This is a genomic window from Komagataeibacter oboediens (assembly GCF_003207815.1).
Taxonomy (GTDB): Bacteria; Pseudomonadota; Alphaproteobacteria; order Acetobacterales; family Acetobacteraceae; genus Komagataeibacter; species Komagataeibacter oboediens.
On the sequence record NZ_NKTX01000105.1, the window covers coordinates 1 to 6,048 of the forward strand.

General features: G+C 53.3%; 6 protein-coding genes. 4 read left to right on the forward strand and 2 right to left on the reverse strand.

Annotated elements, in window-relative coordinates:
• Positions 1-419 precede the first annotated feature (419 nt).
• Positions 420-1,088, forward strand: a complete 669-nt coding sequence (locus CFR80_RS16590; RefSeq protein WP_010517199.1) for a MucR family transcriptional regulator — start codon at positions 420-422, stop codon at positions 1,086-1,088.
• Positions 1,089-1,141: 53 nt separating this feature from the next.
• On the opposite strand, the gene CFR80_RS20000 is transcribed toward CFR80_RS16590, so the two are convergent.
• On the reverse strand, positions 1,142-1,273 hold the full coding sequence (locus tag CFR80_RS20000) for a hypothetical protein (RefSeq protein WP_258367913.1): 132 nt from the start codon (positions 1,271-1,273) through the stop codon (positions 1,142-1,144).
• A 41-nt stretch (positions 1,274-1,314) separates the two neighbouring features.
• Here CFR80_RS20000 and mazF point away from each other — a divergent pair, with 41 nt between their 5' ends.
• Complete coding sequence (gene mazF, locus CFR80_RS16600) at positions 1,315-1,659, forward strand: endoribonuclease MazF (RefSeq protein ID WP_010517204.1); 345 nt, start codon at positions 1,315-1,317, stop codon at positions 1,657-1,659.
• A gap of 538 nt (positions 1,660-2,197) precedes the next feature.
• Here the strand turns inward: mazF and metE are convergent.
• Complete coding sequence (metE, locus tag CFR80_RS16605) at positions 2,198-4,492, reverse strand: 5-methyltetrahydropteroyltriglutamate--homocysteine S-methyltransferase (protein WP_010517205.1); 2,295 nt, start codon at positions 4,490-4,492, stop codon at positions 2,198-2,200.
• A 113-nt stretch (positions 4,493-4,605) separates the two neighbouring features.
• On the opposite strand from metE, the gene CFR80_RS16610 reads away from it, so the two are divergent.
• Together CFR80_RS16610 and CFR80_RS16615 are read left to right on the forward strand one after the other, a co-directional pair.
• Positions 4,606-5,496, forward strand: coding sequence for a LysR family transcriptional regulator (locus tag CFR80_RS16610; RefSeq protein WP_010517208.1), 891 nt, complete (start codon positions 4,606-4,608; stop codon positions 5,494-5,496).
• 359 nt (positions 5,497-5,855) lie between these two features.
• Positions 5,856-6,048: transposase (locus CFR80_RS16615; RefSeq protein WP_146221631.1), on the forward strand; the 193-nt coding region annotated here is incomplete at its 3' end.

Below are 6,048 nucleotides of genomic sequence, written 5' to 3' on the forward strand. Positions count from 1 at the left end.
TCGGCCAACTGTCTATCGAACTCTCAGCAGAACAGCCTCAACGTTCTTGTTGGGTTCACTCTAAGCGTACGTAAAGTACACTTTCGTGTCGTGACCCCTGTATCCGCTCACCACGTCATGGAAAATTCGTGGATGGATATATTCGGACTAAAAAACTTATCATCGACATTGAGGTGAGTCGTAGCTTCTGTGCCAGGCCCGCTGCAGGAGCCAGTTTACGCCGTCTGATAGCGTAATCAGGGGCAGGCTTCGCCGCTTACAATTTGCATAGAACTTGATGCTCATGGTGCAATGTGATCGATGTAGGCAACGTAACGCAATATATAATTCAGCTTTCGATACGCCATATTTTGCCGATTGCATAAAGACTTACACTCCGGCAATATTATTCGGTAAAAATATAGCGGAGAGGCTTTATCATGGACCAATCAGACGACCTATCCCCGGCAATTGTAATTGCCATGAGCGACATCGTGGCAGCGCATCTCGGCAATACCAATACTTCTCTGCCGACAGAACACGTCCCGGCGTTTATCCGTGATGTCTACGCTGCTATCCGCGAAACAACACCGGTCCCAGAGAAAAACGCCAGCATTCCGGCCCAGCAGCCCGCAGTTCCAGTCGCGCAGTCGGTATTTCCTGAATACATCGTCTGTCTGGAAGATGGCAAAAAACTCAAAATGCTCAAGCGTCACCTGCAGACAAGGTATGGGATGACGCCAACGCAATACCGAGAGAAATGGCAGCTTCCTATGGATTATCCCATGGTTGCTCCGGAGTATGCCAAAATGCGGGCGGCTCTGGCGCGAGACGCGGGCCTTGGACGTAAGATTTTGGTGCCCCCGACCGCTCCCGTGGACGAGGCACCCGCAGCACCTTCTGTCGATAGTGCAGCGAAAGAAATATCGGTCGATACTGCTGAGGCCGTAGTACCCACCAAAAAAACCATTTCGCGGCGATCCAGGTCGTCGGCAACTGAATCTGGATCTTCCGCAGCGTCGCCAAAGAAAATGCCTCGTTCCAAGGCCTCAGCGAAACCGCGTGCGGTACGGAAAACCGGCACGAAAGCAAAAGGGGCCAAGGTCTGACTGATCAGCCCGGCCTATCGGGCGTGGTTATAAGGCAACCAGGCATCCACGCATCACTCGAACTTCAGGATGACCAGATGGTGAATGTCCACGAGGAAGATGGTCGAGTTATCATTGAGCCAGTTCGCGCCACACCGCTCAAACTGGAAGACCTCGTCGCCGGGATTACCGATTTGAACCAGCATGAGGAAATTGACTTTGGACAGTCTGTAGGTGACGAAAGCTTGTGAGCACCAAATCCCAGGTCACGTGGGTTCCTGACTGCGGCGATATTGTCTGGTTGGAATTTGACCCTCAGGCAGGGCGGGAACAGGCTGTGCATCGGCCAGCGGTGGTTCTCAGCCCTGCGAGTTATAATGCCAAAGCGGGGATGATGCTTTGCTGCCCTACGACCACTAAAATCAAAGGCTATCCGTTTGAAGTGGTCGTGATCGGAAAACCCGCCAGTGTGGTGCTCTCGGATCAGATGAGAAGTCTGGATTGCCGGGTGCGGAGCGCGAAGCTCAAAGGAAAGGTCTCAGCGAAGGAACTTGAGGCAGTTCGTCAGCGCGCCAGATTATTGGTTGGTTGAGGAAAATAAAGAATCCCGCACATTTCGAGGTAGTCAAACATGTCCTGTCGGGCTCCCTGATGTGTGTTGTAGGCTCGATGCCGGACGCGCTTGGGCGATGAGCAATCGATTACGTTCCGCACCATCATACAGGGCGAGGGCGGTAATTTTTCCTGTCATGATTAAGGGTAAGGTGGAAACCTTAATTACTGGTATTGGGTGCAGAACCTTGCGCAAGGTTCTGTCTTTTGTGCGGATTCATAGACGGGAACCGGAGATGAAAGCTCTTCAGGCTGGGAATATGGATCAACTGACAGACTGCTTTCGCCACCGAATCCATATGTCTTATAATATTTGTTATGCCAACAATGTCTTTGTACCGATAAGTACGAATGGACGAAAGCTATGCCGGGCGTCTTCCCGGTCCCTGATAGCGAGAGCCGGTCAGACGCATTGCTTTCCGGTGACGTGCGACCAGTCTCTCATGTTATCGTCAGGGAATGGTCACAGCTTTGATACAATCACCCGACTGCCGCGTCCGCCACGTGTAGTCCGCGGTTCAGGCCGACTTCTCCCGCAGCGTGCGGGCCGCGCGTACCATATTGACGAGTGCCGGGATGACCTCGTTCCACTGGCGCGTCTTGAGCCCGCAATCCGGATTCACCCACAGACGTTGTGCTGGAATGCGCTCATTCGCTTTCTCCATCAAAGTAACCATCTGCGCTTCGGTGGGGATGTTGGGTGAGTGGATGTCGTAGACCCCCGGTCCAATCTGATTCGGGTAGTTGAACGTCTCGAAGACATCAAGCAACTCCATGTCGGAGCGCGAGGTTTCAATGGTGATAACGTCTGCATCCATGGCAGCGATGGCGGCGATAATGTCGTTGAACTCTGAATAACACATATGTGTGTGGATCTGGGTTTCATCAGCGACACCATTGGCTGCAATGCAGAAGGCCTCCACCGCCCACGTCAGGTAGTCCTGCCATTGCGATTTGCGCAGCGGCAGGCCCTCACGCAAGGCAGCCTCATCAATCTGGATGACGCGGATACCGGCCTTTTCAAGGTCCAGGACCTCATCCCGGATGGCGAGCGCAAGTTGAAAGCATGAGGCCGAGCGCGGCTGGTCATCTCGGACAAAAGACCAGTTAAGAATCGTGACTGGCCCAGTCAGCATGCCTTTCATTGGTTTGTCGGTAAGGGATGCTGCGTAGCTGATCCACTCTACCGTCATTGCCTTGGGGCGGCTGATATCTCCGAACAAGATCGGCGGTTTCACACAGCGCGAACCGTAGGACTGAACCCATCCATTCTGGCTGAACACATACCCCTCAAGCTGCTCACCGAAATATTCGACCATGTCGTTGCGTTCCGCCTCGCCGTGGACCAGCACGTCCAGACCCAACTTTTCCTGCTCGCGCACTGCATGTTCGATTTCACGACGCATGGTTGCCTTATATGTTCCTTCGTCAATTTTTCCGGATTTGAACTGACTGCGCGCGAGACGGATTTCTCTGGTTTGGGGAAAAGAGCCGATGGTGGTGGTCGGGTAAAGCGGCAGTTGCAGCAGTGCGGCCTGTTTTGCTGCGCGAGCAGCAAATTCACTCCTCCGACGGCCAAGCGATTCAGTGATGGCCGCAATGGCATTTTTTACATCCGGATTGTTTACGCGGGGCGAACTGTGGCGTGAGTCCAGCGCAGCCCGATTGGTAACCAGTTCTGACGTCACAGCAGAACGCCCCCGGTCAAGAGCAAGGGCCAGCACGCGGATTTCGTCCAGCTTCTGCACGGCAAAAGCCAGCCACGAGCTGATCTCGGCGTCCATCTTCTCTTCGGCCGCCAGATCCACAGGCACGTGCAGCAGGGAACAGGACGGCGCGATCCAGAGCCGGTCTCCCAGCAGCTTTGCCACAGGTTCCAGCCAGTCCAGCGTCGCTTCCAGGTCCGTCTTCCAGATATTTCGGCCATTGACGATCCCAAGGGAAATTATCCGATCTGGCGGGCTCGTCTTTACCAGTTCAGAGACCTCCTCCCGCGCATTAATGGTATCGAGATGCACGCCCTGCACGGGGAGCCTGCTCACCAGGGCCAGATTTTCGCGCAGCTGACCGAAGTACGTGGCCAGCAGCAGTTTGACCCGGCGGGTATCAAGCGCCTGATAGGTCTGCACAAAAGCATTCTGCCACGATGCATCCAGTTCCGTTACCAGAACCGGCTCATCGATCTGCACCCACCCGGCACCCGCCTGAGCAAGCGCGTCGAGCAGTCTGGCATATACGGGCAACAGTCGCGGCAGCAGATCCAGCTTGTCCGAACCATCTTTGGCCTTACCGAGTGCAAGATAGGTTATCGGGCCGATAATGACCGGCTTCGTCCGGATACCCTGCTTCCGCGCTTCGTCCAACTGGCTCAGCAACCGCGAAGCATCAAGGGTAAACGTCGTCTCGGCATCAAATTCCGGAACGATATAATGATAGTTTGTATCGAACCATTTAGTCATTTCACCGGCGGCGACACCGCCGCAGCATCCGGTGTTTTCTTCACCAACCGCTGCTGAGCGACCGCGGGCAACCCGGAAATAATTATCGAGTTGGTCACCATGGAAGTCACGCACACGGGTGGGCAGGTTTCCGAGCATGAAGCTCATGTCCAGCATCTGGTCGTAAAAGGAAAAATCACCGACCGGTGCGAGATCCAGACCAGCCTGATCCCGCCAGTGGCGTACGCGTAGTTCCGTGCCAACCTGCTCCAGCATGGCGAGGGAAGACTGGCCTTTCCAGTAAGCTTCAAGGGCGAACTTGAGTTCACGTTTGAAGCCGATGCGAGGGAAGCCGAGATTATGGGTCGTAACCATGAAGATTTATCCAGATGATGTATGGCTTCTGGAAGATAGGGTTTCGGATATATGAAGAAAAATGATATGTTTTCATAGATGTATAAACGGCAATCATATATGGTGCGTAGAACATGAGTATTCTTGAGCGCAGCCATTTGGCGATCATTCAGGAAGTTGCGCGCGAAGGCTCATTGACGGCTGCAGGAGCGCGCCTCAATCTGACCCAGCCTGCGCTTAGTCATTCCATCCGCAAGCTGGAAAGCCAGCTTGGCGTGAAGATATGGCAACGTGAAGGACGCTCTCTCGTGCTCACTCAGGCGGGAGAGTGGCTCCTGTCTCTTGCCAACCGTCTCCTTCCACAATTCACGCTGGCAGAAGATCGGCTTGAACAGTTCGCCCTTGGCGAGCGCGGAACGCTTCGCATCGGGATGGAGTGTCATCCCTGCTATCAATGGCTTTTGAAAGTAGTGTCGCCCTATCTGGAAAGATGGCCCAAGGTAGATGTAGATGTGCGCCAGAAATTTCAGTTTGGCGGAATAGGTGCGCTATTCAGCAACGAGATCGATATTCTTGTGACCCCGGATCCGCTCTACAAGCCAGGCCTTAAATTTACGCCGGTTTTTGACTATGAACTGGTACTAGTTGTAGGCTCCGAACATCCTTTGCGAAATTCACAGTATGTTTTGCCAGATCAGCTCATTGGCGAAATACTGATTACATACCCCGTACCGTCAGAGCGCCTCGATATCTATACTCAGTTTTTGCAACCCGCAGGCATAGCCCCGCGACAGCAGAAGCAGATAGAAACGACCGATATCATGCTTGTCATGGTATCACATGGCCGCGGTGTTGCAGCACTTCCACGATGGCTTGTCGAAGAATATGCCTCTCGCTTTGAGCTTTATCCTGTTAAACTTGGTATAAACGGTATTGCGAAACAGATCTTTCTTGGTCATCGCGAGACGGATGAAGACATTCAATATTTACGCGATTTTATAGAACTCGCGGGTATGAATCAGTGAGTCAAGACATGCCTGACTGTACGGGGTCATAAAGAATAGAAAATGATAAGCACTGCTGGACCTGGCGACAGATGGATAGCGTGATCCGTGCCTGACGCAGTCACTTTTTTAGTGCCGACAGGTGAGTCGATGCGTCTTTCTCCTGTCCCGGAGTTCACGACGGAGACACGAAATAAAGTCATGGTAAACGCTGAAAATTTGTCCGTGGACCAACCGGTCGGCGATCTCTGTATCGTAGAAATTCTCTGTTCCTATCTCACAACGCATACTGCCGACAGGATTCTAAGAGCCTGATCCGAAAGTTTTTGAACAATACCAGCCTGTTGTGATTCATCCGTCTTTACGAAGAGATGGAGTGAATGGTGACATGGACTGGTATTGCCCGACGTGAACATAGCCGGGAAGGACTGCGATATCCATCGGATATGATGGACGGGGAATGGGCTTTGATCATGCCATTTGTGCCCCCTGCGAAACGGGGCGGTCGCCCTCGCACGACGGATATGCGCGAGGTGGTCAATGCGATGCTCTACATAGCCTCGGCCGGGTGCG

Bases quoted from the DNA above. Each gene is read 5' to 3' on its own strand.
- CFR80_RS16590 (WP_010517199.1), top strand. From the start codon at position 420: ATGGACCAATCAGACGACCTATCCCCGGCAATTGTAATTGCCATGAGC.
- CFR80_RS20000 (WP_258367913.1), bottom strand. From the start codon at position 1,273: ATGCTGGTTCAAATCGGTAATCCCGGCGACGAGGTCTTCCAGTTTGAG.
- CFR80_RS16610 (WP_010517208.1), top strand. From the start codon at position 4,606: ATGAGTATTCTTGAGCGCAGCCATTTGGCGATCATTCAGGAAGTTGCG.
- metE (WP_010517205.1), bottom strand. From the start codon at position 4,492: ATGGTTACGACCCATAATCTCGGCTTCCCTCGCATCGGCTTCAAACGT.